The sequence below is a fragment of the Achromobacter sp. ESBL13 genome (assembly GCF_036668755.1).
Taxonomy (GTDB): Bacteria; Pseudomonadota; Gammaproteobacteria; order Burkholderiales; family Burkholderiaceae_B; genus Achromobacter.
This window is the reverse complement of record NZ_JAZEVT010000008.1, coordinates 221,437-246,287: the sequence shown is the minus strand read 5'-3', so window position 1 is coordinate 246,287 and position 24,851 is coordinate 221,437. Positions and strand designations below refer to the sequence as shown.

Annotated in this window: 25 protein-coding genes; 16 read left to right on the top strand and 9 right to left on the bottom strand. The window is 64.2% G+C overall.

Annotation, left to right across the window (positions count from 1 at the left end; genetic code table 11):
• Positions 1–6 precede the first annotated feature (6 nt).
• Positions 7–1,089: a GlxA family transcriptional regulator gene (locus V6F88_RS26500; RefSeq protein ID WP_332613310.1), complete on the bottom strand. Its 1,083-nt coding sequence runs from the start codon at positions 1,087–1,089 to the stop codon at positions 7–9.
• Positions 1,090–1,234: 145 nt separating this feature from the next.
• Between V6F88_RS26500 and V6F88_RS26495 the strand changes: the two genes are divergently transcribed.
• The 5 genes from V6F88_RS26495 to V6F88_RS26475 are packed head-to-tail and all read left to right on the top strand — an operon-like array spanning position 1,235 to position 6,070.
• Positions 1,235–2,287: an ABC transporter substrate-binding protein gene (locus tag V6F88_RS26495; protein ID WP_332613309.1), complete on the top strand. Its 1,053-nt coding sequence runs from the start codon at positions 1,235–1,237 to the stop codon at positions 2,285–2,287.
• A 13-nt stretch (positions 2,288–2,300) separates the two neighbouring features.
• A complete protein-coding gene (locus tag V6F88_RS26490; RefSeq protein WP_332613308.1) occupies positions 2,301–3,353 on the top strand; it encodes an ABC transporter ATP-binding protein in 1,053 nt (350 codons plus the stop codon).
• A complete protein-coding gene (locus V6F88_RS26485; RefSeq protein ID WP_332613307.1) occupies positions 3,350–4,216 on the top strand; it encodes an ABC transporter permease in 867 nt (288 codons plus the stop codon). The genes V6F88_RS26490 and V6F88_RS26485 overlap by 4 nt, the downstream gene beginning before the upstream one ends.
• Positions 4,213–5,004: an ABC transporter permease gene (locus tag V6F88_RS26480; protein ID WP_332613306.1), complete on the top strand. Its 792-nt coding sequence runs from the start codon at positions 4,213–4,215 to the stop codon at positions 5,002–5,004. Before V6F88_RS26485 ends, V6F88_RS26480 begins: the two co-directional genes overlap by 4 nt.
• Positions 5,005–5,056: 52 nt before the next feature.
• Positions 5,057–6,070, top strand: coding sequence for a proline racemase family protein (locus V6F88_RS26475; protein ID WP_332613305.1), 1,014 nt, complete (start codon positions 5,057–5,059; stop codon positions 6,068–6,070).
• A 90-nt stretch (positions 6,071–6,160) separates the two neighbouring features.
• Here V6F88_RS26475 and V6F88_RS26470 read toward each other — a convergent pair whose 3' ends face one another.
• The 4 genes from V6F88_RS26470 to V6F88_RS26455 form a co-directional block, all read right to left on the bottom strand.
• Entirely contained in the window at positions 6,161–7,759 is a 1,599-nt protein-coding gene (locus tag V6F88_RS26470) for a GMC family oxidoreductase (protein ID WP_332613304.1), read from the bottom strand.
• A 61-nt stretch (positions 7,760–7,820) separates the two neighbouring features.
• Complete coding sequence (locus tag V6F88_RS26465) at positions 7,821–8,624, bottom strand: shikimate dehydrogenase family protein (RefSeq protein WP_332613303.1); 804 nt, start codon at positions 8,622–8,624, stop codon at positions 7,821–7,823.
• A 28-nt stretch (positions 8,625–8,652) separates the two neighbouring features.
• Complete coding sequence (locus V6F88_RS26460; protein ID WP_332613302.1) at positions 8,653–9,639, bottom strand: transketolase family protein; 987 nt, start codon at positions 9,637–9,639, stop codon at positions 8,653–8,655.
• A complete protein-coding gene (locus V6F88_RS26455) occupies positions 9,640–10,497 on the bottom strand; it encodes a transketolase (protein WP_332613301.1) in 858 nt (285 codons plus the stop codon).
• Between the two features lie 125 nt (positions 10,498–10,622).
• Between V6F88_RS26455 and V6F88_RS26450 the strand changes: the two genes are divergently transcribed.
• Positions 10,623–11,327 (top strand): GntR family transcriptional regulator, encoded by a 705-nt coding sequence (locus V6F88_RS26450; protein WP_046806190.1) that lies wholly within the window; start codon positions 10,623–10,625, stop codon positions 11,325–11,327.
• Positions 11,328–11,336: 9 nt separating this feature from the next.
• Positions 11,337–12,407 carry a glycerol dehydrogenase gene (locus tag V6F88_RS26445; protein WP_332613300.1) on the top strand — a complete coding sequence of 357 codons (1,071 nt, stop codon included), beginning with the start codon at positions 11,337–11,339 and terminating at the stop codon, positions 12,405–12,407.
• A 46-nt stretch (positions 12,408–12,453) separates the two neighbouring features.
• Here V6F88_RS26445 and V6F88_RS26440 read toward each other — a convergent pair whose 3' ends face one another.
• The 3 genes from V6F88_RS26440 to V6F88_RS26430 are packed head-to-tail and all read right to left on the bottom strand — an operon-like array spanning position 12,454 to position 15,120.
• Entirely contained in the window at positions 12,454–13,389 is a 936-nt protein-coding gene (locus tag V6F88_RS26440) for a 3-keto-5-aminohexanoate cleavage protein (protein ID WP_332613299.1), read from the bottom strand.
• The gene (locus V6F88_RS26435; protein WP_332613298.1) at positions 13,382–14,338 is read right to left on the bottom strand and encodes a 3-hydroxyacyl-CoA dehydrogenase; all 957 of its coding nucleotides are present in this window, start codon (positions 14,336–14,338) and stop codon (positions 13,382–13,384) included. The genes V6F88_RS26440 and V6F88_RS26435 overlap by 8 nt, the downstream gene beginning before the upstream one ends.
• Positions 14,338–15,120 carry an SDR family oxidoreductase gene (locus V6F88_RS26430; protein WP_332613297.1) on the bottom strand — a complete coding sequence of 261 codons (783 nt, stop codon included), beginning with the start codon at positions 15,118–15,120 and terminating at the stop codon, positions 14,338–14,340. The genes V6F88_RS26435 and V6F88_RS26430 overlap by 1 nt, the downstream gene beginning before the upstream one ends.
• A gap of 331 nt (positions 15,121–15,451) precedes the next feature.
• Between V6F88_RS26430 and V6F88_RS26425 the strand changes: the two genes are divergently transcribed.
• From V6F88_RS26425 to V6F88_RS26400, 6 genes are all read left to right on the top strand, one after another.
• Positions 15,452–16,651, top strand: a complete 1,200-nt coding sequence (locus tag V6F88_RS26425) for an ABC transporter substrate-binding protein (protein ID WP_332613296.1) — start codon at positions 15,452–15,454, stop codon at positions 16,649–16,651.
• 121 nt (positions 16,652–16,772) lie between these two features.
• Entirely contained in the window at positions 16,773–17,639 is an 867-nt protein-coding gene (locus V6F88_RS26420; protein ID WP_046806196.1) for a branched-chain amino acid ABC transporter permease, read from the top strand.
• A gap of 22 nt (positions 17,640–17,661) precedes the next feature.
• The gene (locus V6F88_RS26415) at positions 17,662–19,443 is read left to right on the top strand and encodes a branched-chain amino acid ABC transporter ATP-binding protein/permease (protein ID WP_332613295.1); all 1,782 of its coding nucleotides are present in this window, start codon (positions 17,662–17,664) and stop codon (positions 19,441–19,443) included.
• A complete protein-coding gene (locus V6F88_RS26410; RefSeq protein ID WP_332613294.1) occupies positions 19,436–20,140 on the top strand; it encodes an ABC transporter ATP-binding protein in 705 nt (234 codons plus the stop codon). Before V6F88_RS26415 ends, V6F88_RS26410 begins: the two co-directional genes overlap by 8 nt.
• Positions 20,141–20,156: 16 nt before the next feature.
• Positions 20,157–21,152: an NAD(P)H-quinone oxidoreductase gene (locus V6F88_RS26405; protein ID WP_332613293.1), complete on the top strand. Its 996-nt coding sequence runs from the start codon at positions 20,157–20,159 to the stop codon at positions 21,150–21,152.
• The gene (locus V6F88_RS26400; RefSeq protein WP_332613292.1) at positions 21,149–21,916 is read left to right on the top strand and encodes an SDR family oxidoreductase; all 768 of its coding nucleotides are present in this window, start codon (positions 21,149–21,151) and stop codon (positions 21,914–21,916) included. Before V6F88_RS26405 ends, V6F88_RS26400 begins: the two co-directional genes overlap by 4 nt.
• 44 nt (positions 21,917–21,960) lie before the next feature.
• Here the strand turns inward: V6F88_RS26400 and V6F88_RS26395 are convergent, their stop codons facing one another.
• Entirely contained in the window at positions 21,961–22,623 is a 663-nt protein-coding gene (locus tag V6F88_RS26395) for a thiopurine S-methyltransferase (protein WP_332613291.1), read from the bottom strand.
• 244 nt (positions 22,624–22,867) lie between these two features.
• Here V6F88_RS26395 and V6F88_RS26390 point away from each other — a divergent pair, with 244 nt between their 5' ends.
• From V6F88_RS26390 to V6F88_RS26380, 3 genes are all read left to right on the top strand, one after another.
• The gene (locus V6F88_RS26390) at positions 22,868–23,413 is read left to right on the top strand and encodes a sigma-70 family RNA polymerase sigma factor (protein ID WP_332613290.1); all 546 of its coding nucleotides are present in this window, start codon (positions 22,868–22,870) and stop codon (positions 23,411–23,413) included.
• The gene (locus tag V6F88_RS26385) at positions 23,410–24,090 is read left to right on the top strand and encodes an anti-sigma factor (protein ID WP_332613289.1); all 681 of its coding nucleotides are present in this window, start codon (positions 23,410–23,412) and stop codon (positions 24,088–24,090) included. The genes V6F88_RS26390 and V6F88_RS26385 overlap by 4 nt, the downstream gene beginning before the upstream one ends.
• Positions 24,091–24,177: 87 nt before the next feature.
• Positions 24,178–24,726, top strand: a complete 549-nt coding sequence (locus V6F88_RS26380; protein WP_332613288.1) for a fasciclin domain-containing protein — start codon at positions 24,178–24,180, stop codon at positions 24,724–24,726.
• Positions 24,727–24,851: the final 125 nt, after the last annotated feature.

The window sequence follows — 24,851 nt, the reverse complement described above, 5'->3', positions numbered from 1 at the left end:
GCAGGCTCAAGCAGGCAAGGCGTCGACGCTGTCTTCCTGCCCCTGGGGTTGCAGGCTTTGGGCCTGTTGATACTGGCGCGGGGATACGCCAAAGTGCGCGCGAAAATCACGCGAAAAGTGCGCGCCGTCTGCAAATCCGCAGTCCAACGCAATCTGCGTAATGCTGCAAGGATTATTCAGCAACAACCAGCTTCCGTATTCCAGCCGCAGCTGGCGCTGGAACGCCATGGGCGATTTGCCCGTCGCCAGCCGGAACGCGCGCTCCAGCTGCCGCCGCCCCACCCCGACGTAGCGGGCAATGGCGTCCAGCGGCGGGGGGTTGTCGATGCGCTGCTCGATAAAGTGCGCGGCCTGGCGCACCCGCAGGTCCTGGATGCCGGACAAGTCGGTGCGGAAATGCGCCTGTGGCACCCGGCCGGGGCGCACGCCTTGCAGCATCATGTGCCGCATTGCCTGCTGGGCCTTGTCCCGCCCGCAATGCCGCGCCACCAGATACAGCGCCAGGTCGATGGCGGCCGTGGAACCGGCGCAGGAAATCAGGTCGCCTTCGTCCACGAACAGCCGGTCAACCACCGCGCGCGTTTGCGGAAAGCGTTCACGAAACGCATCCAGCACATTCCAATGCACGCAGACCGTGCGCGGCCCGACTACGTCGGCCTGCGCAAGGGCAAACGTTCCCGTGCAGATGCCCAGAAGACGCACGCGCCTTGCCGCCGCCAGCCGCAGCCAGTCTCGTAGCGGTTCCGGCATGCGGCCATTGATGTAGTCGTTGCCGCCGCACACGGCGACGTAGTCGAATTCCGTCGGGTCGGCGGGCAAGCCATCGGCCACGTCGATCGTCAGGCCGGCGCTGGCGCGCCGCGGTTTGCCATCCCAGCTCATGACTCGCCAAGAGGTATGGATTTGCCGACTGCGGCCGCCGTGGTCGCCTGCCAGGCGCAAAACATCCACCAAACCCGCGAAAGCGGCCAGCGTGAACTGGTCCATCAACACGATGCCGACGTTCAATGCGGGTTTTTCCCGAGGCAGCGCGTCGTGGGCGTCGTCATAGGAGGGCGAGGCGGCGGCGGGGTTTTCGGTGGCGGTCATGACGCAATTATTCAAGTTTATGTCCCGCGCCTTCAAGCTCGTTTTCCCGCGCATCGCCCAAGATGCATCCATGGCAATGTCGGGATGCGCGTCACTTGGCTCAGACTTCCGGAACATGCCAACAAATCGACAAGGGGAATCCACGATGGCAACACTTACCCGCAGCGCCTTGGCCGCCGCCCTGATGGGCGCCGGCCTGTTGTTGGCCGGCCCCGCCGGCGCGCAGCAGCAGAAGATCACCGTCGCCTGGTACGGCGGCAACTGGGGCGACGCGTTTCGCGCTTGCGTCGCCGAGCCCTACACCAAGGCCACGGGCGTCACGGTGGTGCCTGAAGTAGGCACGTCGACGACCACCTTGGCCAAGCTGCAACAGCAAAAGAACGCGCCGACGATCGACGTGGCGTGGATGGACGGCGGCATCAGCGAGCTGGCCGCGCAGGCCGGGGTGCTGGACACGCTGGACCCCGCCACCATTCCCAACCTGAAAAACGTGATCGACCAGGGCGTCTATCGCAATGGCGACGCGGCCTACGCGGTCAGCACCGGCTATTACTCGCTGGGCATCACCTACAACACCAAGGAAGTGCGCGAGGCCCCGACCAGCTGGAAAGACTTGTGGAAGCCGGAGTACGCCGGCGCCGTGGCCGTGCCGTCACCGGCAAATTCTTCCGGTGTGCCGTTCGTGTTCTTCCTGGCGCGCGTCTGGGCGATTGACCCGTCCAACCTGGCGCCGCTCTATGCCAAGCTGGCTTCGCTGGACACCGCGCTATTCTTTGACAGCTCGGGCGCCGCCAGCAACGCCTACCAAAGTGGCGAGGCCATTATCGGCGCGCACTTCAACGTGGGCGCCTGGGACTTGATCGACAAGGGGTTGCCGATTGGCTTTGCCGTGCCCAAGGAAGGCGCGTGGGCCACCGACGCCCGCCTGCATCTGGTCAAGGGCGCGCCCAACGCGGCGGCCGCCAAGAAGTTCATCGACACCGCGCTGACGCCCGACGCCGCCGCCTGCCTGGCCACGCGCCTGTACCTGGGCCCGGCCGTCAAGGGCGTGCAGGTGCCGCCGGATGTGGCCCGCAAGCTGCCGTGGGGCGCCGAAGGTTCCGTCAAGAACCTGAGCCTGTTCGACTGGAACCTGATCAACAGCCGCCGCGCGGAAGTCACCGACGCGTGGAACCGCCAAGTGGCCCGCAAGCGCTAGGCCGGGGTCGACCATGTCTGCTTTGCTTTCCATCGAAGGCGTGTCGATGCGCTTTGGCGCCTACCAGGCGCTGGATCGTATCAACCTGGACATCCAGCAGGGGGAATTCGTGGCCCTGCTGGGTCCCAGCGGTTGCGGCAAGACCACCCTGCTGCGTTCGATTGCCGGTTTCCTGACGCCGGAATCGGGCCGCATCCTGATCGACGGCCAGGACATCAGCCGGCTGCCCGCACACCATCGCCCGTTGAACACGGTGTTCCAGAACTACGCGCTGTTTCCGCACATGACCGTGTTGGAAAACGTGGCGTACGGGCCCCGGCGCCAAGGCGCGTCCAAGAAGGACGCGGCGGATCGCGCACGCGCCGCGCTGGACATGGTGGGGCTGGCCGATTTTGGCGCGCGCTACCCACGAGAAATGTCGGGCGGCCAACAACAGCGCGTGGCGCTGGCCCGCGCCATTGTGAACCAGCCCAAGCTGCTGCTTCTGGACGAACCGTTATCGGCGCTGGACTTGAAGCTGCGCAAGCGCATGCAGCTGGAACTCAAGCATCTGCAAGCCAAGCTGGGCATCGCCTTCATCTTCGTCACGCATGACCAGGAAGAAGCCATGACAATGGCGGACCGCGTCGTCGTCATGCATGCCGGGCGCATCGAGCAAGTGGGCGCGGGCACGGATATCTATCGGCAACCCGCCACGCGCTTCGTGGCGGAGTTCATCGGCGACGCCAACTTCATGGCGTATACGGCGGCGGGCGACGACGCGCTGCGTCTGGATGCGCAAGGCGTGTTGGTGCCGCTGGCAGCCCATGCCGCGTCCGCCCGTGGCGTGGCGGTGCTGCGTCCCGAAGATCTGCGCCTGGGCGACGGGCAGGACGCTTGCACGCTGACGGGCCCGGTGGCCGACGTGATCAATGTGGGCAGCCACAGCATGATCCACGTGAATGTCGGCGGGCAGACGATCGTGGCGCGCCACGGCGGCATCGCGCCGTCGGGATTGCGTCCGGGCGTGACCGTCAGCCTGTCGTTCGCGCCCGAACAGCTGCACTTGATTGGTGAACAGCCATGACGCGCCGCACCTGGCTATCGCCCGCCTTACTGCTGGCAGCGCCCGCGCTGTTCTTCGCGGCGTTCTTCCTGGCGCCGCTGGCCGTGGTTGCGGTGGCCAGCATCACCAGTGCTGCCGCCGGCCCCGACAGCACGGGCGGCATGGCCTTGACCGCGCAGCAGTACCTGCGCGTGCTGGCCGATCAATACCATTGGGACGTCATCCTGACGACCTTCCGGCTGGCATTTTTCACCACTATCGTTTGCGTGATCCTGGGCTATCCGCTGGCCTGGTACCTGGTGCGCGTCGTGCGCTGGCAGGCATGGCGGCGCTTTTGCGTGATCTTGCTGGTGGTGCCGCTGTTCACCAGCAACATCGTGCGCGCCTTCGGCTGGATGGTGCTGCTGGGCCGCAACGGCCTGGTGAACCAGGCGCTGGTGGGCGTGGGCGCGGCGGACCGGCCGGTGCGCTTCATCGGCACCGAAACCGGCATCCTGATCGGCATGGTCTACGTGCTGCTGCCCTTCGTGGTGCTGGCGGTTGGCAATGCGCTGGCGCGTGTCGACCCCGCTTGCGAACACGCCTCGGCCGACCTGGGCGCAAGCCCCGCCGCCACCTTTCTGCACATCACGTGGCCATTGACGCTGCCCGGCGTGGTGTCCGGCGCCATCATCGTCTTCACGCTGGCGGTCAGCGCGTATGTGACGCCGGCCCTGCTGTCGGGTGGACGGATATCGGTCCTGTCCATGTTGATCTTCCAGCAATACAGCTCGGTCTTCGACTTTCATTACGGCGGCGCGCTCAGCATGGTGCTGCTGGTTTTCACCTTGATCCTGGTGGCGCTGGCCAACCGCGCCGCCACCTTGCCGGGAGCCGCGCGATGATCGCCCGCCACCTGATCCGCCTGATCGCGCTGGCCGTGCTTGCCTACCTGGCGCTGCCGCTGATCGTCATCCTGGGGTCTTCGTTCACCACCACGCCCTACCTGGCGTTTCCGCCGCACGGCTGGACGCTGGACTGGTATCGCACGCTGCTGGTCGAAGCGGGCTACGTAGCGGCTTTCACGACCAGCACGGTGCTGGCGCTGGCGGCCACCGTGGCGGCGGTGTTGCTGACGGTGCCGGCCGCGCTGGCCGTGGCGCGCTATGACTTCCCCGGCAAGGCCGCGATGACATCGGTGCTGATGTCGCCGCTGGTGTTGCCGCACATCGTGCTTGGCGCGGCGCTGTTGCAGTACGGCGCGTACTTCGGGCTGACGCGCAGCTTCCTGTCGCTGCTGATCGGGCACATCGTCATCATTGCGCCGTTCGTATTGCGCTCGACGCTGACGCTGCTTACGCCCGAACAACGCGCGCTGGAAGAGGCGTCGGCCGACCTGGGCGCCAACCCGTGGACCACGTTCTTCCTGGTGGTGCTGCCGCAGATCCGGCCCGGCATCGTCACCGGTTCCATCTTCGCGTTCATCTCGTCGTGGATCAACGTGGAGCTATCCATCTTCAACACCACGGCGGACCTGAACACCATACCCGTCAAGCTTTTCAACTATGTGCAGTACACGATCGATCCGACCATCGCAGCCGTATCGGGCGCCACGATTGTGGTTGCGGTGATCGCTATCGTCATCCTGGATTTGACCGTCGGGTTGGACATGCTGTCCGAACGCGGCAAATAGTTTCCCCCATCCGCTTTTCCCCCTTCATCCTACTTAGTCTGGAGCCACAGTCATGCGCAAGCAAGACGCGTTCGATGTCATCTATACCCATACCGAAGGCGAGCCCCTGTGCATCGTGCATAGCGGCATCCCCTACCCCGCCGGATCCACCATCCTGGAAAAGCGGGCCTTTCTGGAGCAGAACTACGATTGGTTGCGCCAGGCGCTGATGCGCGAGCCGCGCGGCCACAAGGACATGTTCGGCGTGTTCCTCACGCCGCCATCCAGCCCGGAATTCGACGCCGGCCTGATCTATATCGATGGCACCGAGTATTCGCACATGTGCGGCCACGGCACCATTGCCGTCAGCATGGCGATGGTGGCCAACGGCCTGGTAGCGCGCGGCAAGGACGGCATCACCAAGATCCGCTTCGAAACCACGGCGGGCCTGGTCGTGTCAGAAGTCGCGTCCGAAGGCGACAACGTGCTGTGGACGCGTTTCGAAAACGTGCCCGCGTACGTGGCCGCGCAGGACATCCAGGTGGAACTGCCCGGCTACGGCAAGCTGTCGGCCGACATCGTGTGGGGCGGCAATTACTTTGGAATCGTCGACCTGTCGGGCTGCGACCTGCGCATCTCGCCGGACAACGGCACCGAGCTGTCGCGCATGGGCCTGATCGTGCGTGATCAGTTGAACGCGCGCCACCGCATCCAGCACCCAACCGAAGCGCACATCAACAACCTGAACTTCATCACCTTCTGGCACCCGCCCACGATCGAAGGCGCGTTCTACAAGAACGTGCACGTGTTCAGCGCCGGCCAGCTGGACCGGTCGCCCGGCGGCACCGGCACCAGCGCCATGATGGCCATGTTCGAAGCGCGCGGAAAGATGGGCATGAACCAGCCGATCAAGTCCGAAGGCCTGCTGGGCAGCGGCACGTTTGAAGGCTGCCTGTTGGGCGAAGTGGATCTGAACGGCACGCGCGCCGTGCGTCCCACGGTGAAAGGCACGGCCAGCATCCTGGGCACCGCGCGTTGGGTCATTGACCGCAACGATCCGGTCGGCGCGGGCTTCCTGATCCGTTGATCGGCTAAAGCACGGATCGCACAGCAAGCACAAGGCGCGCACGGCCTCCCCGGCCCGGCGCGCCTTGTCCTGTTGTGCTGGTGTGCGCGGTCACGCCGTGGCGGCGTCTTCCAGAATCAATTCCGCACCGCGCTCGGCCACCATCATCACGGCGGCCTGCGTGTTGCCCGACACCATCTTCGGCATCACCGATGCGTCAACCACGCGCAAGCCCGACACACCGTTGACGCGCAGCCGCGCGTCGGTGACGGCGGCGGCGTCCGACCCCATGCGGCAGGTGCCGATGGGATGATAGATCGTCTGCCCATTGCGGCGCGCAAAGTCCAGCCATTGCTCATCGCTTTGAACCGCATCGCCCGGGCTGAGCTCGGCTTGGATATACGGCTGCATCGCGGCTTGCCCGACGATGCGCCGCGCCACCTTCATGCCACCCACCAAACTGTCGCGATCAATTTGCGCCGACAGGAAATTGGGGCGTATGGACGGGCCCGCGGTCGGGTCCGCCGACTTGATGTGGATCGTGCCCACCGATTCCGGGCGCAGCTGCGCCACACCGATCGTCATGCCCGGATGCCGGTCCAGGATGCGCTCGGCGGCATTGGCATAGCTGGCATGCACAAAGAAAAACTGCACGTCGGCCGTGGGCAGATCGGGCGCGCTTTTCACAAAGCCGTGCACCAGCCCCGTGCCCAGGGTCAGGATGCCGGTGTGGCGCGTGTAGTAGCGCGCCACCTGCTGCGCCAGGCGCCAGCCGCGCGACATCTCGTTCAACGTCACCGTGCCCTTCACCCGCCAATTCATGCGCGTAGCGAAGTGGTCGATGTAGTTTTCACCTACCCGCGGCTGCGCGTGCACCAGCGCAATGTTGAACGATTGCAGCAAGGCGGGGTTGCCGATGCCGGACAGTTCCAACAACTGCGGCGACTGCACCGCGCCCATGCACAGAATGGTTTCGCGGGCGGCACGCACGGTGTGTTCCTGCCCGTTCTTGCGGTACGTGACGCCCACGCAGCGCTTGCCCTCGAACACCAGGCGCGTCACGTGCGCGCCGCATTCCACGCGCAGGTTCTTGCGCGCGGCGGCGGGCTTCAGATAGCCGTCCACTACGCTCCAGCGCCGGCCCCTGTGCTGAAGCACCTGGTAGTGGCCCACGCCTTCCTGCTTTCCGCTGTTGTAGTCGGGATTCAAGGGCTGGCCGTCTTCTTGCGCGGCGCGCAGAAATGCGTCGGAGACGGGGAAACGTTCGGCCACTTCTTCCAGGTGCATGGGACCGTTCTTGCCGCGTGTCTCACCACCGCGCTCGTAATGCTCAATCTTGCGAAACAGCCGCTCGGCCTGGGCGTAATTCCACCCGGTTGCGCCCGCTGCTTCCCAGCCGTCGTAATCCTGCGGCTGGCCGCGCACGTAGATCATGCCGTTGATCAAGGTGGAACCGCCAACGCCCTTGCCGCGCGGCACGGCGATGGTGCGGCCATAGACGTTGTCTTCCGGTTCGGTGGCAAAGCGCCAGTTGTAGTCGGGGTTCACCAGTAGTTTGGAAAAGCCCGCCGGAATTGAAATCCACATGCTGCGGGCTTCCTGGCCCGCCTCCAGCATCAAGACGCGATGCTTGCCGTCGGCGCTGAGCCGGTTGGCCAGGATGCAGCCCGCCGTGCCGCCGCCCGCAATAATGAAATCGAAATCGCCCATCGTTCTACACCTTGTCCTGATGTCCGCCGCCTGTCTTATTTGGCAGGCTTCCCTGGCAGGCTTATTTGGCTGCCGTCACGCCCAGCATCTCGGCCATCAATGCAATCTGGCAGACCAGCATCGGCGCGCCGTAATGCACCTTGCAGCCCTTGGCCTGCGCGGCCAGCAACAGCGCGGTGTCCTTGGGCTGCATGATGACTTCGCACACAAGCTGCTCGGGCGTCAGGCGGCTGGTGTCGAGCGGCAGCGCGTCGCCTTCCTTCATGCCCAGCGACGTGCCGTTGACCACCAGGTCGTGGCCCGAAGGGTCGGGCGTACCCACGGCGATGTTCGCGTCGGGATGCAGCGACAAGATGCGCGCCTTCAGGTCTTCGGCCTTGGCCGGGGTGCGGTTGGCGATGGTCAGACGCGACACGCCGGCCTGCACCAAGGCAAAACCGATGGCATTGGCCGCGCCGCCCGCGCCCGCCAGGTAGGCGCTTTTTCCGCGCAGGTCAACACCCGCGGTTTGCAGGCCGCGCACAAAGCCTTCGCCATCCAGCATGTGCGCGGTGAGCTTGCCGTCGGCATCGCGGCGCACCACGTTGGCGGCGCCGATCTTGCGCGCCACCGGCGTCACGTCATCCACCAGATCCAGGATGGCGGTCTTGTGCGGCATCGTGACAATGACGCCGCCCAGATTCTCCAGCCGGCGCAGCCCTTCGACCACGGCCGGCAGGTTGTCAGGACGCGTGTGAAATGGCACGCATACGCCGTCGTAGCCCAGTTGCGCAAACAGTTCGTTCATGCGCTGCGGCGTCTTCACGTGATGGATGGGGTCGGCCAGGATGCCGAACAGGCGGGTGTTGCCGGTGATTTCCTTCATGGGGTCTCCAGATTCAAAAGCTGTAGATTCAGGATGCAATGACTTCGCGGGCGACGGCGCCGATACCGGCCGCGTCCAGCTGGTAATGCGCATAGAGCGTCGTGGGCGGCGCGATCAGGCTGTATTCGTCGTAGATGCCGTGGCGGCGCAGGCGCGTGCCGGTGCCGGCATCGGCCAGCACTTCCGCGACCGCGGACCCCAGCCCACCCAGCACATTGTGCTCTTCCACCGTCATCATGCGGCGAGCCTGGCCGGCGGCCGCCAGCACGGCGGCGCGATCCAACGGTTTGATGGTCGGCATGTCGATCACGCCAACGGACAGGCCGTCTGCACGCAATTGCTCGGCAGCTGCCAGCGCGGCGTGCAGCGTGATGCCGCAGGCAATGATGTTCAGGTCGGAGCCGGTGGAATGCACGATGGCGCGGCCGAATTCGAACGGCGTGCCGTCTTCATAAACCTGCGGATCGCGCCCGCGTCCGATGCGAAAGTAGATCGGCTCGGGCCAGTTCACCGATGCCTTGATGGCGGCGGCCAATTGCGGGCCGTCGGCGGGAGACACCACCGTCAGGCCTGCCAGGGCGCGCATCGTGGAGATGTCTTCGGTGGCGTGGTGCGACGTGCCGTAAAACCCCAGGCTGATGCCGGTGTGATGTCCGATCAAACGCACAGGCAGCTTGGTGTACGCAACGTCCATCCGGATTTGTTCGCAGCACAGCAAACCCAGGAAGGACGCGAAGGTGGCCACGAACGGCATCATGCCGGTGGTGGCCAGGCCGGCGGCGGCCGACACCATGTTCTGCTCTGAAATGCCGAACTGGATGTAGCGGTCGGGGTACGCGGTGGCGAAGCGATTCAAGCCGTTGGAATATTGCAGGTCGGCCGACCCGGCAACCACCGGGTGCCCGGCCTGGGCCAATTCGATCAGCGCATCGGATAGGTACGACAGCCCGGGGTTCACCGCGTTCAGCGCGCGGTACTGCCAGGAGTCGGGGGAAAGGACTTGTGCCTGTGCCATTCAGATCTCGCGGGAAAGAATTTCGTCGACCGCGCTTTGCGCGTCTTGCGGCGCCAGGTAGCCCAGATGCCAGCCCGGCTCGGTTTCCATGTACGACACGCCTTTGCCCTTGATCGTCTTGGCGATCACGCAGGCGGGCTTCTCGCGCGTGTCGTCCGCGCGCAGTCGGCGCAGCAACGCGGTCAGGTCGTGCAGGTTATGGCCGTCCACCTCGTGCACGTCCCAGCCAAACGCTAGCCACTTTTCGCGCAGCGATTCCACGCCCATCACGTCGTCCACCTTGCCGTCCAACTGGTAGCCGTTGCGGTCGATGATGGCGACCAGGCGAGATAGCCGGTGGTGGGCGGCGAACAGCGCGGCTTCCCATACCTGGCCTTCCTGCATTTCGCCATCGCCCAGCATCACGAAGACGTTGAAGTCGCGCTGGCTCATGCGCCCGCCCATCGCCATGCCGACGCCGTTGGACAGCGCGTGCCCGATCGAACCGGAACTGAAATCAACGCCCGGCACTTTGCTCATGTCGGGGTGGTCGCCCAGCGGGCTGCCCAGGCGGGTGTAGCCGTCCAGCAACGCGCGGTCGATGAAGCCGTGATCGGCCAGTACCGGAAACAGCCCGACGGCGGCGTGGCCCTTGCCCATCAGGAAGCGGTCGCGATCGGGCCAATGCGGCTCGCCCGGACGCAGCCGCATCACGTCGTAGTACAGCGACGCAAAGATCTCGGCGCACGAAAAGACCGAGCTGTAATGCCCGACCTTGGCAATTTCGATCAACCTGATTGTCTCCAGCCGGATGTAGCGGGCCTTTTCCCGCAGCATCGCAACTTCCCCCTCGGTGGGGGTCTCCTCGTGGTGGCGCATGGCGCGTCCTTTCTTCGTTAGGATATATGATATATAATATACCCATTGTGCTCGGATTGGCTATGGCGGGCTAGAATTCATCCCGGATTCACCCGTTCCCCCTAATACAACAAGCCCGAAACGTCATGCCCAGCCTTAAACCGGTAAAGAAAGAGAACCTGTCCGTCAGGGTCTACAACGAAATCCGCAATGCCCTCATCAATGGGCAGTACGAACCCGGCGAACGCCTGATCATCGGCGAACTGGCTCAAGAGATGGGCGTGTCCATCACGCCCGTACGCGAAGCCATCTTCCGGCTCATCAGCGAACAGGGCTTGGAAATGCAGGCGGCCACGGCCGTCTACGTGCCTTATGTGAATTCGGAAAAATTGCGGGAAATCCAGCAGATCCGTTTTCACCTGGAAGGCATGGGCGCAGCCGAAGCCGCGCAGAACATCACGCGCAAGCAGCTGGACAACCTGATCGCGTTGCAGAAGGATTTCATCTCCTGCACGTCCACCGATCCGAAGCGCGCCAGCTACCTGAATCGCAAGTTCCACTTCGCCATCCTGGAAGCCAGCAACAAGCCCATCTTGCGCAGCACCGTCGAATCGTTCTGGGTCATTACGGGTCCGATCCTCAAGGTGTTTCACGTCAAGACCGCGGGACTGGACTATTCCGAAAACGAACACCGCCACGAAGCCGTGCTGGAAGCGCTTGAAGCCCGCGACTCCGAAGCCGCGCGCAGCGCCATCCAGGCCGACCTGGTCTGGGGCGGCAAGATCATGATCGATTGGTTGGTCGAACGCGAGAAAGAGCTCGACTACCGCCCTCCCGTGCCACGCAAATAGGAAGACTTCATGCTGAAGATTTTTGGCGCGCCCAGCCGCTACATTCAAGGCGCGGGCGCATTGGACACCCTGGGCCAGACGGCCACCCTGTTCGGACGCCGCGCGGCACTGGTCATCGACAATTACGTCCATGGCGTACTGGGCCCAAGAATCGAAAGCCTGTGCGCGCAGCACGACGTTGCGGTGACACCGCTGATTGTCGAGGGCGACCTGACGCCCGAACTGATCGACGCCTTGCGCGCGCAAGCCGCGCCGGCCGGCATTGACATGGTGATCGCCGTGGGCGGGGGCAAGTCGCTGGACGCGGGCAAGGCGGTGGCCAAGTCGTCGCATTGCCATCTGATCACGGTGCCAACGGTGGCGTCCAACGACGCGCCCACCAGCAAGAACTACGTGCTGTACGACGCGCATCACAACCTCCTGGCGGTCGAGCACATGCTGTTCAACCCCACGATCGTGCTGGTCGACACCGCCATCATCGCCACCGCGCCCGTGCATTTTTTCCGCGCCGGTCTGGGCGATGCCGTGTCCAAGAAATTCGAAGCCGAACAATGCCAGCGCAACGGCGGCAAGAACATGTACGACGGCGCGCCGCTGCTGACGGCGCAGTTGATTGCCGACGGCTGCCTGCGCACGCTGCTGGCCGATGGCGTGGACGCCGTGGCGGTGGCCGGCACAGGCCAGCCCACGCCTGCATTCGAGCGCGTGGTGGAAGCGATGATCCTCATGAGCGGTCTCGGTTTTGAAAGCGGCGGCTTGTCGATTGCCCATGCCTTGACGCGCGGCCTGCCCAAGATCGGCGGCGTGGCCACCGCGCTGCATGGCCTGCAAGTGGCGGTCGGCCTGCTGGTGCAGCTGGATCTTGAGCAACGCAACGACGGCATGCTGGCGGACCTGACGCAGTGGTACGCGCAGGTCGGCCTGCCCACCACGCTGCGCGAGCTGGGCGCGGCCGACATGCCCAGCGATGCAGACTTGACGCTGGCGGCCGAACTGACCCTGAAGGCCCGCCACGCCGCCAACTTCGATCATCCGCTGAACGTCGCCACGCTGGCGGACGCGCTGCGCCGCCACGCCTAGGCACGCCCCACGCAGCGCGGCAGCCCTGGCCCGCCGCGCTTGCCGATCAGAACGCCACGTTTTCCCGCCCCTTCAGCCCCAGCTTGGCGCGCGCTTCGTCGGGCGTAGCCACTTCCAGGTTCAGCGCTTCGACAATGGTGCGAATGCGCTCGACCTGCGACCGGTTCGACTCGGCCAGCTGGCCCGGCCCGATCCACAACGAATCCTCAAGCCCCACCCGAACGTTCGACCCCATTGCCGCGCCGATGGTGGCCAACGGCATCTGATTGCGCCCGGCCCCCAGGATGGACCATTCATAATCGTTGCCGAACAAGCGGTCGGCGGTACGCTTCATGTGCATCAAGTCTTCCGGGTGCGGGCCAATGCCGCCCAGGATGCCGAATACCGACTGGATGAAGGGCGGCGACTTCACCAGCCCGCGGTCAACGAAGTGCGCCAGGTTGTAAAGGTGGCTGATGTCGTAGCACTCGAATTCAAAGCGCGTGCCATTGGCGTTGCCCAGCGTCAGGATCGATTCAATATCCTGGTACGTGTTGCGGAAAATCAGCGACCGGCTGTTCTCAAGATGCTCGCGTTCCCAATCGTGCTTCAGGTCCTTGAAGCGGTCCAACATCGGGAACAGGCCAAAGTTCATCGACCCCATGTTCAGCGACGCCAGCTCCGGCTTGAACGTCGTGGCCGGGCGCATGCGTTCTTCGACCGTCATGTGCGGGCTGCCACCGGTCGTGATGTTGATGATGGCGTCGGTCTCGTTCTTGATGCGTTCCAAAAACGGCTTGAACAGCGCCGGGTCTTGCGACGGCTTGCCCGTTTGCGGGTCCCGCGCATGCAGGTGCAGCACCGCTGCGCCGGCCTTGGCCGCACCGATGGCGGCTTCGGCGATCTCATCCGCCGTGACCGGCAGGTGCGGCGACATGCTGGGCGTGTGGATGGCGCCCGTCACGGCGCAGGTGATGACGACTTTCTGTTTGGGCTTAGCCATTGTTGTCTCCGTCCTGTTGTTTGTGGCGCATCAAGCGCATCAGTTTTTCGTCGCGCCAGAAGCGGCGCTTGGCAAGGTCCTGTTGTGGCAGTAGCTGGCGGCGCTCGTCGGCCAGCGCATCCACCAGTGGCGCGTCCCAGGCCACGCTTTCGGTTTGGTCCGCGCCGATGGACTGGTACAGCCCGCCATAGCGCGCGCAGTAATCCGCAATGCCGCCCGGCGCGTTCAAGTCGATGGTTTCAAAAGGCCCCATGAACGACCAGCGCAAGCCCAGGCCGTCCTTGACGGTGGTATCGATGTCCTCGACGCTGGCGATGCCCTCTTTCGCCAGGCGAAAGGCTTCATGCAACAAGGCGCCTTGCAGGCGGTTCAAGATGAAGCCTTCGATCTCCCGGCGCAGCCGCACGGGCTTTTGGCCGATGGCGGCCATGATGCGGCTTGCCGCCTCCAGCGCCTCGGGACTCGTCCACGGTGCGGGGCAAAGCTCCACCACCGGGATCAGATACGGCGGGTTGACCGGGTGCGCCACCAGGCAGCGGTGCCGCCCGGGCAAATGCTCGGTGAATTGGCTGGCCGGAATGCTGGACGTGGAACTGCCGATCACCGCGTCGGGCTCGGCAACCGCGTCCAGCTCGGTGAACAAGGCGCGTTTGATGTCGACCTTCTCGGGCGAGTTTTCCTGGATGTAGCAGGCGCCCTTGACCGCATCGGCCAGGCTGTCGGCAACGTGCACGCGGTCGATGATGGTGTCGGCGTCAGTCAACAGCCCTTGCGCTTGCAACTCGTGCAGCTGTTGCAGGATCAGCGTGCGGGCCTCGGCCAACATGGCGGCATTTACGTCATGAAGGCGTACCCGCCACCCCATGCGCGCAAACACGATGGCCCAGCCCTGGCCGATCAGGCCGGTGCCGATGATGGCGGCAACGGGTGCCGCGGAATTTGCGTCCATCAGTAGAGCTTCTGCGTGAAGCCGTCCACCACGATGGCCTGCCCGGTCACGCTGCGGGCGGCCTCGCTGGCGTTGAACAGCACCATGTTGGCGATATCGCGCGCGGTGACCATGCGGCCCAGCACCGCCTGGTTTTCGTACTGCGCGGCAATTTCCTCAACCGGCCGCCCCAGCGTGTCGGCCTTGGCGGCGATCACGGCGCGGATGCGCGGGCCTTCCACGGCGCCCGGCAGGATGGCGTTGACGCGGATGCCGTGCGGGCCCAGCTCGATGGCCAGCGACTTGGTGAACCCGATCACCGCCCACTTGGATGCCGAATACACCGAGCGCCCGGCAAAGCCCAGATGGCCGGCAGCGGACGAAAGGTTGATCATCACGCCCGCCTTGGACTCCTTCAAATGGGGGATGGCCTGACGCGCGCAAAGAAACTGGCCGGTGATGTTCACGGCCAGCGTGCGGTCCCAATCGGCCTTGGACAGGGTCTCGACATAGCCCGTGGGGCCGGCGACGCCGGCGTTGTTGATCAGGATGTCCAGCCCGCCCAATTTCTGCTTGACGGCGGCAAAGAGCGCGCCCACGCTATCTTCGTCGGACACGTCGGCCACCATGGCCTGCACGCCCGGCAGCTCGGACGGAATGGCGGCCACCCGGGTTTCGTTCACGTCGCAGACGAAAACCGTGGCGCCCGCATGATGGAAAACCTTGGCCATCTCCAAACCCAGACCATCCGCGCCGGCGGTGATCAGCACCTTTTTGCCAGCGAAATCGACTTCCTCGAACATGCTGTTGTCTCCTGGTTTTTATGGAAAAGCTTGCATCCGATCATATACGATATATGACAAAGCGCGGGTTTTTATGCCCGTTTGGCCGCATGCGACGGCCTGAGCCGGGCGCCTTTCGCCATGCGGAATATTGCGGTTAATTTCCCGCCCCATCGGCCGCTAAGGCTTTATTCATGCGGCTTTAGGGAATTCCCCGATTCGGCTTGCTGCGGCCCCCACTAGAATCCAAGTCGGGGTTTTTGTACCTGACCGGCGCATATATCATATATTTAAAAAAGACGGACAGCACTCAAGACAGTCCGCATCCCATACCGACAAAGGAGCGTAGACAGTGTTCAAGTTCAATAAAATTATTTTGGCGCTGGGCGTGTGTGGCGCACTGGCAAGCGGCACCGCAGCGGCCGACATGAAAGTGGGTGCCCTCTTCCCGTTCAGCGGTGCGCTTGCGCTTCTGGGTCAAGAGAGCTATCGCGGTCTGGAACTGGCCGTCAACGAGATCAACGCCGCCGGCGGCGTCAACGGAGAGAAGATCGAAATCATCAAGGCGGACGCCGTGGACCCGACGCAGGCCGTATCGGAAACCAAGCGCCTGATTTCAGCCAACGTGGTGGGCGTGTTCGGCAGCTACGCGTCGGGCATCTCGTACGCGGCCTCGCCCGTGACGGAACTGGCCGGCGTGCCGTACTTTGAACTGGGCGCCACCGCCCACAAGATCACCACGCGCGGCTACAAATACCTGTTCCGCAGCAACCCCAATACGGCGCTGTATGGCGTGTCGGTCGTCAACGCGCTGCATGACACCATTGCCCCGGGCATGGGGCTGAACCCCAAGGACATCAAGATCGGCATCATCCACGAAGACGGGCCCTATGGCACCGACGTGGCGGCCACCGAGAAAAAGCGCGCGCAGGAACTGGGCTACACCGTGGCCGAAGTGCTGCCGTATTCGGCCAAGACCGTTGACCTGTCGTCGTTGATCCTGCGCCTGAAGGGCGCCAAGGTCGACGTCGTGCTGCAAACGGCCTACCAGAACGACGCCATCCTGTACTTCAGCCAGGCACGCGCGGCGGGCTTCAAGCCCAAGGTCGTGATCGGCGCGGGTGGCGGCTACTCGCTGGCCGATACGGCCAAGGCCGTGGGCGCCGACATGAACGGCGTGTTCGATCTGGACTTTCCCCAGTCGTCCATCAACCCGGCGGGCGCGCCGGGCCTGGACAAGTTCCTGGAAGCCTACAAAGCCACGTACAAAAGCGACCCGCAGTCGGGCCACAGCCTGACGAACTACGTGGGCGCCAAGGCATTCTTCGAAGCCATCGGCAACGCCAAGTCCACCGACAAGGACAAGATCCGCGCCGCCGTCATGGCCTACAAGAAGCCGGCCGGCCAAACGGCCAACGGCTGGGCGTTCGACTTTGGCGAAGACGGCCAGAACAACGCCTCGACGTTCTACGTCATGCAGTGGCAGGACGGCAAGCTCGTCACCATTGCGCCCAGCAACCTCGCACTTGGCAAGCCCGTCTTCAAGAAGTAAGCGCGACGCCAGTGATCAGGCGCTCGGGGGCGCCTGATGTTTCCCGGGACACGCGCGCCCCGGCGCGGCCGCCAATGCAGCAGCCGCGCCGGGGCCGCATCCCGCTCTAAGAGGTTGCACCATGGATATCTTCATTCAACTGGTCATCAACGGCCTGTTGCTGGGCGGCGCGTACACCATCATCAGCCTGGGGCTGACACTGATCTTCGGCGTGGTGCGCGTCGTGAACTTCGCGCATGGCGAGTTCCTGATGATCGGCATGTATCTGGTTTATCTGATTGCCGCGCAATTCGGCGTCCACCCGTATGTGGGGCTGGTTCCCGTTGCGGTGATTCTGTTCGCGCTGGGTGCACTGACGCAAAAAGGCATCATCCAGCCGCTGCTCAACGCCGACCAGCACATTCAGATTTTCGCCACGGTGGGCGTGTCCACCATCTTGCTGAACCTGGCGCTGGTGATCTTCGGCGCCAACGTGTATCGCGCGCCGGTGGAACTGGGCACGAACGCCATCGACGTAGGCAACTTCTCGATGGTGACCGGACAGTTGATCACCTTCGTGATCGGCATCAGTCTGGCCGTGTTGCTGCACCTGTTCATGCACCGCACTTACCTTGGCCGCGCCCTGCGCGCCGTGGCCCAGCATCGCTATGCCGCCACGCTGATGGGCGTGAACGTGAACAACGTCTATGCCATCGCGTTCGGCCTGGGCACCGCGTTCGTCGGCATCGCGGCCGGCCTGCTGGCGCCGCAGTATCCGGTGTTTCCGACGGTGGGCACGTACTTCGTGCTGACCGCTTTCGTGATCGTGGTGCTGGGCGGGCTAGGCAGCCTGTATGGCGCCGTGGCCGGGTCCATGATCATCGGCATCGTGGATACGCTGGCCGGTTACTACATCGCCCCCGACCTGAAAGAGGTCGTGTATTTCGGGATCTTCCTCTTGATCCTTGTCCTGCGACCGAACGGCCTGTTCGGCGTCGGCACAGAGTGATCAGAGCCACAAGGAGCGAGACGTGTTTCCCGACTTTCGAAGCCCCAAAGCCTACGTCAGCCTGATTTTGCTGATCGCGATGTTCCTCGTGCCCGCCGTCATGGGCACGCCTTTCTGGACCAACCTTTTTGTCTTGCTGTTCGTCTTCGCCTCGCTGTCCGTGGCGTGGAATATCGTCGGCGGCTATGCCGGCCAACTGTCGCTGGGCCATGCCGTGTTCTACGGCATCGGCGGCTACACCGCCACGCTGCTGACGCAGAACTTCGGCATTTCGCCGTGGATCGGCATGCTGGCGGGCGCGGCCATCTCGGCCGCCGTCGCCATCCTGATCAGCTATCCCACGTTGCGCCTGCGCGGTCCCTTCTTCGCGCTGGCCACCATCGCCATCCTGGAAGTGGTGCGGCTGCTGGTCATCCACGAGGAAAGCTGGACGGGCGGTTCCAGCGGCATCAGCCTGCCGCTCAATATCGGCTGGGCGTGGATCGTGTTCCGCGAAAAGATGAACTACGTGATCATCGCGTTCGGCCTGTTCCTGTTCGTGACGTGGGTGTCGTGGGCGATACGCAAATCGCGCATCGGCCACTACCTGATCGCGATCCGAGAACGCGAGGACGCCGCGCTGGCCGTGGGCATTCACACCGTGCGGGTCAAGATCATCGCGGCCGTCGTCTCGGCCATGCTGACCAGCATCATCGGCACGTTCCACATCACGTACCTGACGTTCGTGGACCCCAGTTCCGCGTTCTCGCTGGAGCTGTCGATCCAGGTGGCCATGTTCGCCTTGATCGGCGGGCTGGGCACGGTGGCCGGCCCCATCGCCGGCACGTTCCTGGTGCTGCCCATCGCCGAACTCGCGCGCGGCTGGTTGTCCAGCGTGGGCAACGGCATGCACGGGCTGATCTACGGCCTGATCCTGGTGGCCGTGGTGCTGACCATTCCGCGCGGGCTGGCGGGCGCATTCGGCCCCGCTATTGAACGTGGACTGGCGCGCTTGCCGTATCTGGGCACGCCGCGCAAGAAGCCGCAACTGGCTGACGAACTGCGTTTGCGCGCCGCGACCCGCACTGACCAGCCGGTGTTGAAGGCGGACAAGCTGTTCAAGAGCTTTGGCGGGCTGCGCGCCACCAACGACGTATCGCTGACGCTGAACCAGAACGAAATCCTGGGCATGATCGGGCCGAACGGCGCGGGCAAGACCACGGTGTTCAATCTGCTGTCGGGCTTTCTGTCGCCGGACAAGGGCGATATTTCGATGCTGGACGCTGACGGCAACTGGGTCACCTGCAAGACGCCGGACGAGTTCGCGCACAAGGGCCTGGGCCGGACCTTCCAGATCGCCAAGCCGTTCACCGGCCTGACGGTGCTGGAGAACATCATGCTGGGCGCGTTCATACGCACGTCCAACCGTGACGAAGCCGAACAGATCGCGCTGAAGGTGGCGGAACAGACGGACCTGGTCAAGTACCTGAACACCGAGGCGCGCAGCCTGACGGTGGGCGGCATGAAGCGGCTGGAAATCGCCCGCGCGCTGGCGATCAAGCCGCGCATCCTGCTGCTGGACGAGGTGATGGCGGGCCTGAACCCGACCGACATCGAGAAGTCGATCCAGATGATCCGGCGCATCCGCGATTCGGGCGTGTCGGTGCTGCTGATCGAACACATGATGCAAGCCACGATGGCGCTGTCCGACCGCATCATCGTCCTGAACGAAGGCGCCGTGCTGGTCAGCGGCGCGCCGAAGGACGTGGTCGAGAACCCCGCCGTCATCGAGGCGTATTTGGGCAAGGAGTACCAGGATGCTTAAGGTGTCGAATCTGTCGTCGGGCTATGGCAAGAGCCAGGTGCTCAACGGCCTGAACTTCGAAGTGAACGCGGGCGAAATCGTGACCCTGATCGGCGCCAACGGCGCGGGCAAGACCACCACGCTGAAGACGCTGTGCGGCGTTATTCCGGCCATGCAGGGCAAGGTCGAGTTCGAAGGGCGGGACCTGACCAACCGCAACCCCTACGACATCGTGGATGCCGGCATCACGATGATTCCCGAAGGCCGCCAGCTGTTCCCGCACTTCACGGTGAAGGACAACCTGCTGATGGGTTCCTACAAGCGCGCGGCGCGCCCCATCGTGGCCCGCAAGCTGGACGAGGTGCTGCGCATTTTCCCGCGCGTCAAAGAACGCTTGTCGCAATACGCCGGGTCGCTGTCGGGTGGTGAACAGCAGATGGTCGCGATTGCGCGCGGCATGATGGCGGACCCCAAGCTGCTGGTGTTCGACGAGCCATCGCTGGGCTTGTCACCGCTGCTGGTGCAGCAGATGTTCGACATCATCCGCAACGTGACTTCGCATGGCGTGACGGTGCTGCTGGTGGAGCAAAACGTGTTCCGCACGCTGCGGCTTGCCGACCGGGGCTACGTGCTGGAAAACGGCGCCATCGTGCGCACCGGCACAGGCGCCGAACTGCTTAGCGACCCCCACGTCAAAAAGGCCTATCTGGGCCACTGAACCTCAGGATTCCCCTATGTCCCTACGCTGCACATTCATTGACCATGGCAAGGGCGGCGCGCCTGACTGCATGCAGGTCGCCCAACGCGACATGGAAGCGCCCACGGGCCGCCAGGTGCTGATCGAAGTGGCCTACGCCGGCGTCAACCGCCCCGACGTGCTGCAACGTTCGGGCTCGTACCCGCCGCCACCCGGTGCATCCCCCTACCTGGGGCTGGAAGTGTCCGGCACGATTATCGGCGTCGGCCCCGACGTCACCGCGTGGAAGGTGGGCGACGCCGTCTGCGCGTTGACGCCCGGCGGTGGCTATGCCCAGTATTGCCTGGCCGACGAGCGCCACTGCCTGCCCGTGCCGCGCGGGCTGGACATGCTGACCGCCGCCGCCATTCCCGAAAACTACTTCACGGTCTGGACCAATGTGTTTGACCGCGCCCGCCTGTCGTCCGGCGAAAAATTCCTGGTGCATGGCGGCTCCAGCGGCATCGGGCTGACGGCCATCCAGCTGGCCCGCGCATTCGGCGCGCAGGTCTGGACCACCGTGGGCAACCGGGCCAAGGCGGACGCCTGCGTGAAGGCCGGCGCGCATCATGCGCTGCTGTACCGCGACACCGACTTCGAAACCGCCGTGCGCGACGCCACGCAGGGCACGGGCGTGGACGTCATCCTGGACATGGTGGGCGGGTCGTACATCAACAAGAACATCCGGCTGTTGGCGGTGAACGGCCGGCTGGTGCAGATCGCTTTCCTGGAAGGCAGCAAGGCCGAGATCGACGCGTTGCCCATCATGACCAAGCGCCTGCAATTCACCGGGTCGACGCTGCGCCCGCGTTCGGACGAGGACAAGGGCGCCATTGCCCGGTCCTTGGCGGAAAAGGTCGTGCCCTTGATGGAACAGGGCCAATGCCTGCCGCTGATCCACGAGGTCTTCCCGCTGGCCGACGCGCACCGCGCGCATGCCTTGATGGAAAGCAGCCGGCATATCGGCAAGATCATGCTGAAGGTGCAGGCATGAGCGGACGCTTTGATGGCCAGGTCGCCATCGTGACGGGCGCGGTGGGCGGCATCGGATCGGCCATCGTTGAAGGCTTTCTGGCTGAAGGCGGCCGCGTCGGGCTGATCGATTTCAATGCCCAGGCTGGACAGGCCTACGAAAAGGTCCTGCAAAAACGCGGCCACGACGTCGCGTTCGTACCCGCCGACGTGGCTCATTTCGATCAATGCCAAGCTGCCTACGACCGCATCACCACCGAGCTGGGCGCGGCAACCATCCTGGTGAACAACGTGGGCATTTCGCCCAAGACGGACGGCCGCGCATTGAAGGTCTGGGAAATGCTGCCCGGCGAATGGGACAAGGTGGTGTCGGTCAACCTGAACAGCGTGTTCTACATGACGCGCCTGGCCACACCGCACATGGTCCAGCAGCGCCAGGGCCGCGTGATCAATATGTCATCGGTGGCGGGCAAGGCGTATTGCGACATCGTGGCGGCGCATTACGCGGCCACCAAGGCGGGGCTGCTTGGGCTGACCCGGCATTGGGCTGCCGAGCTGGGCGAATTCAACGTGACGGTGAACGGGCTGGCCCCGGGGCGCATCAGCACGCCGCTGCTGAAAAGCGTGCCGCAGGAAATCAACGATGCGGTGGCGCGGGTAACGGCGCTGCGGCGGCTGGGCACCCCCGAGGAAGTGGCCGACGCCTGCCTGTTTTTTGCGTCCGACCAGGCTCGGTTCGTGACCGGCCAGGTGCTGGATGTGGCGGGCGGCTGGCTGATGACCTGAGCCTGTAAGCCTGTAGGCGCGCCGCGCCGCCGCCCGCCCGCGGATCAGGCGTCTTGCACGCCCAGCCGGTACACCACGGTGTCCAGCCGGCTGACGCCCGCCCCTTGAAACTTGGGCTCTTTGTCAAGAATGTCGCGGCGGTCAATGATGACCGCCGGCGCCACGCCCGCAAAAATGGCTTGCACTTCACTGTCCACCACCGCGAACGGCGGCCCCGCCATTTCTTCTTGCGGATAGTCCAGCGTAATCAGCAAACCCCGGGCAATGGGCGATAGCTGCCCGTATACGTGGCGCACGTAGTCGGCCCGCATGTCTTCGGGCAACGCCACCAGCGCCGCGCGGTCGTAAGCGCCCACGCAGTGCGACAGCAGCTGGGAGTCCAGCTTGAAGATGTCGCCGCGGATGATTTCAATGTTGCCCGCCACGTAGTGCTTGCCGTAGACGGATTCATGCGTCACGGGCCGCAACTCGTTTTCAGTGAAGAACTGCTCCACCGCCAACTGGGACAGTTCCACGCCCAGTACGGTATGCCCCTGCGCCGCCAACCAGACCATGTCCAGCGACTTGCCGCATAGGGGCACCAATACCCGTCCACCCTTCGGTACGGCCAACGTGGGCCAGTACTTCTGCAAGAGCGGCGTAATCCGGGTTTGGTGAAAGTGCGTGCGCCCTTCGCGCCAGCGTTCCAACCAGAATTCTGCGTCCATGTCCTGTCTGCTCCTCCTGTGTTTCGATTGCAAGCTATACGCTTTTTTCCGGGCCGGCCGGGGCCCGGGACGGCGGCGCGCGCCAAGGCGCGATCCGGTGCGGGGCATTGTAGTGCCGCAATAAATAGGTGACGCCAACGACGCGACGCCAACGAAGTCCCTCAACTAAGTGTCGTCAACTAAGTGACGCCAACGCCATGGGCCGGTATGCTCTGCTCCAGCATGCCCTTCCCCTTAGGAACCGATGCCCGACGCTCAACACCTTCAGGCCCTGCTTGTCCAGTGCGCGGAAAAACGTGAATCCGCACTGGCCGAGATTTATCGCCTTGCGTCCCCGCATCTGTTTGCGCTGGCCAGACGTATGTTAAGAGACCAGGCCGCCGCGGAAGACGTGCTGCAAGAGTGTTTCGTATCGATCTGGCGCCAGGCCGGACAGTACCAGGCTACGCAAAGCCAGCCGATGACGTGGATGACTCGCATCGTTCGTAATCGCTGCATCGACCGCCTTCGTCGGCCCGATGTGGTGGTGCCGGACCCGGACGACACCTTGACGCTGGCCATGGCCGATGACAGCCCCGGTCCGCTGGCGCGTCTGCAAAGCAACCAGGAAGGCCGCCGGCTGGCTGATTGCATGGGCGAACTGGAAGGGCCGCAGCGTGTTGCCATCGCCATGGCGTTTTTTGACGACCTGGCGCATCCCGACATCGCGGCGCGTTTGGACACGCCGCTGGGAACGATAAAGAGCTGGATACGCCGGGGCTTGCAACGGTTGAAAAGGTGCTTGGAATGAACTACCGCCACCCCGAATTGCAGGATCGCCTGGCCGCCGACTACGTGCTGGGCGGTTTGCGCGCGGGTGCGCGGCAACGCTTCATCAAGCTGATGCGCGACGACGCCGGCCTGCGCCGCGCCGTGGCCGAATGGGAAGACCGCCTGCTTCCCTTGGCGTTGGCCTTGCCGCCCGAAACGCCGCCCGCGCATGTCTGGCAGGCCATTGCCGCCCGCATCGCGCCAGCCCCCACCGCCACCCGCACGCTGGCGCCCCCGCGAGCCCTGTCCTGGTGGCGCGCCGTATCCGCTGGGCTGGCAACCGCTGTCGTGGTGCTGGCCTTCTTGATGCTCAAGCCGCCCACCGAACCTGTCCAGGTCCGCACCGTTGCCGTGCTGTCCAACGACAAGGTGCCCGGCGCCATGGTCGTGAACACGCTGCCGGACAACCGCCTTGCCGTGCAGCCCATGCAGGACCTGGTCGCACTGGCCGACGGCCGCGCACTGGAACTGTGGGCGATTTCGCCGGGACAGGCGCCGCGTTCGCTGGGCGTGGTGCTACCCGGCCAGACCACGGTGCTTGCCCCCAGCCAGCTGCCGCAACAGGGTGACACCGTTGCCATTACGCTGGAACCGGAAGGCGGCGCGCCCAATGGCATCCCCACCGGCCCGGTGGTTCTCAGCGGCAAGGTCATCTGATCAGGGTTTGTCCCAGGAAGGATTCACGCATCCAATCGCAGGCTAGCCACGTATCTCCTCATGACGGCCACACAAAAGGAGATCGTCATGAAATTGCTAGCCCAGATTGCCATCGCTTCCTCTGCCCTGACCCTGTCGCCCACTTTCGCGGCCGACGTGATGGTGGGCGGCCAGGCGATGATGCCCGCCAAGAACATCGTCGCCAACGCGGTCAATTCCGCGGACCACACGACGCTGGTGGCCGCGGTGAAGGCGGCGGGTTTGGTCGATACGTTGCAGGGCAACGGCCCGTTCACGGTGTTCGCGCCTACCAACGCCGCCTTCGGCAAGCTGCCTGCGGGCACGGTGGACACGCTGGTCAAGCCTGAAAACAAGGCCACGCTGACCAAGATCCTGACTTACCACGTGGTGCCCGGCAAGCTGGACTTCGACGCGCTGGCGGCCAGGATCAAGAAGGGCGGCGGCAAGACAGAACTGACAACGGCCAGCGGCGGCAAGCTCTGGGTGATGATGAACGGCAAGCACAACCTGACCTTGAAGGACGAAAAGGGCGGTATGTCGACCATCAGCACGTACGACGTCTATCAGTCCAACGGCGTCATCCATGTCGTGGATACGGTGCTGATGCCCAACTGATTGGGGGCCGGCCCCGCGGGGCCCTGGTTCCAGGCCCGGCCCTTGCGCCGGGCTTTTTTGCGTTCGGCTTTTTCGTGGCGCCTTTTGCCGCGCGATGCTGACTTTTTCAGCACCTCTCTTTTTTA

Coding starts and splice junctions, on each gene's coding strand:
- V6F88_RS26500 (WP_332613310.1), bottom strand. CDS start 1,089: ATGACCGCCACCGAAAACCCCGCCGCCGCCTCGCCCTCCTATGACGAC.
- V6F88_RS26495 (WP_332613309.1), top strand. CDS start 1,235: ATGGCAACACTTACCCGCAGCGCCTTGGCCGCCGCCCTGATGGGCGCC.
- V6F88_RS26490 (WP_332613308.1), top strand. CDS start 2,301: ATGTCTGCTTTGCTTTCCATCGAAGGCGTGTCGATGCGCTTTGGCGCC.
- V6F88_RS26485 (WP_332613307.1), top strand. CDS start 3,350: ATGACGCGCCGCACCTGGCTATCGCCCGCCTTACTGCTGGCAGCGCCC.
- V6F88_RS26480 (WP_332613306.1), top strand. CDS start 4,213: ATGATCGCCCGCCACCTGATCCGCCTGATCGCGCTGGCCGTGCTTGCC.
- V6F88_RS26475 (WP_332613305.1), top strand. CDS start 5,057: ATGCGCAAGCAAGACGCGTTCGATGTCATCTATACCCATACCGAAGGC.
- V6F88_RS26470 (WP_332613304.1), bottom strand. CDS start 7,759: ATGGGCGATTTCGATTTCATTATTGCGGGCGGCGGCACGGCGGGCTGC.
- V6F88_RS26465 (WP_332613303.1), bottom strand. CDS start 8,624: ATGAAGGAAATCACCGGCAACACCCGCCTGTTCGGCATCCTGGCCGAC.
- V6F88_RS26460 (WP_332613302.1), bottom strand. CDS start 9,639: ATGGCACAGGCACAAGTCCTTTCCCCCGACTCCTGGCAGTACCGCGCG.
- V6F88_RS26455 (WP_332613301.1), bottom strand. CDS start 10,497: ATGCGCCACCACGAGGAGACCCCCACCGAGGGGGAAGTTGCGATGCTG.
- V6F88_RS26450 (WP_046806190.1), top strand. CDS start 10,623: ATGCCCAGCCTTAAACCGGTAAAGAAAGAGAACCTGTCCGTCAGGGTC.
- V6F88_RS26445 (WP_332613300.1), top strand. CDS start 11,337: ATGCTGAAGATTTTTGGCGCGCCCAGCCGCTACATTCAAGGCGCGGGC.
- V6F88_RS26440 (WP_332613299.1), bottom strand. CDS start 13,389: ATGGCTAAGCCCAAACAGAAAGTCGTCATCACCTGCGCCGTGACGGGC.
- V6F88_RS26435 (WP_332613298.1), bottom strand. CDS start 14,338: ATGGACGCAAATTCCGCGGCACCCGTTGCCGCCATCATCGGCACCGGC.
- V6F88_RS26430 (WP_332613297.1), bottom strand. CDS start 15,120: ATGTTCGAGGAAGTCGATTTCGCTGGCAAAAAGGTGCTGATCACCGCC.
- V6F88_RS26420 (WP_046806196.1), top strand. CDS start 16,773: ATGGATATCTTCATTCAACTGGTCATCAACGGCCTGTTGCTGGGCGGC.
- V6F88_RS26410 (WP_332613294.1), top strand. CDS start 19,436: ATGCTTAAGGTGTCGAATCTGTCGTCGGGCTATGGCAAGAGCCAGGTG.
- V6F88_RS26405 (WP_332613293.1), top strand. CDS start 20,157: ATGTCCCTACGCTGCACATTCATTGACCATGGCAAGGGCGGCGCGCCT.
- V6F88_RS26400 (WP_332613292.1), top strand. CDS start 21,149: ATGAGCGGACGCTTTGATGGCCAGGTCGCCATCGTGACGGGCGCGGTG.
- V6F88_RS26395 (WP_332613291.1), bottom strand. CDS start 22,623: ATGGACGCAGAATTCTGGTTGGAACGCTGGCGCGAAGGGCGCACGCAC.
- V6F88_RS26390 (WP_332613290.1), top strand. CDS start 22,868: ATGCCCGACGCTCAACACCTTCAGGCCCTGCTTGTCCAGTGCGCGGAA.
- V6F88_RS26385 (WP_332613289.1), top strand. CDS start 23,410: ATGAACTACCGCCACCCCGAATTGCAGGATCGCCTGGCCGCCGACTAC.
- V6F88_RS26380 (WP_332613288.1), top strand. CDS start 24,178: ATGAAATTGCTAGCCCAGATTGCCATCGCTTCCTCTGCCCTGACCCTG.